2 tRNA genes are annotated in these 268 nt (G+C 48.9%); both read left to right on the top strand.

The annotated features are described in order from the left end of the window. Window positions 1–48: 48 nt before the first annotated feature. Window positions 49–125, top strand: a tRNA-Ile gene (locus tag GTP23_RS22460). Window positions 126–143: 18 nt separating this feature from the next. After that, window positions 144–219 (top strand) — tRNA-Ala (locus tag GTP23_RS22455). Window positions 220–268: the final 49 nt, after the last annotated feature.

Genomic DNA, 268 nt, shown 5'->3' with positions numbered 1-268 from the left:
CATCAAGCGTTCACACTTATCGACTGTAAATAATAAAGAACAGCATTTGGGGCTGTAGCTCAGCTGGTTAGAGCACCGTGTTGATAACGCGGGGGTCGTTGGTTCGAGTCCAACCAGCCCTACCAGTTTCACGCAATACCCATGGGGGATTAGCTCAGCTGGGAGAGCACCTGCTTTGCAAGCAGGGGGTCGTCGGTTCGATCCCGTCATCCTCCACCAAAAGTTCAAATGTAAAGGTAGACCTTTAGATTTGATCTTTTAGAGATCA

The sequence above is a fragment of the Duganella fentianensis genome (assembly GCF_009857835.1).
Classification (GTDB): domain Bacteria; phylum Pseudomonadota; class Gammaproteobacteria; order Burkholderiales; family Burkholderiaceae_D; genus Rugamonas; species Rugamonas fentianensis.
The sequence above is the reverse complement of the archived record's forward strand: the minus strand, read 5'-3'. Positions and strand labels throughout refer to the sequence as shown.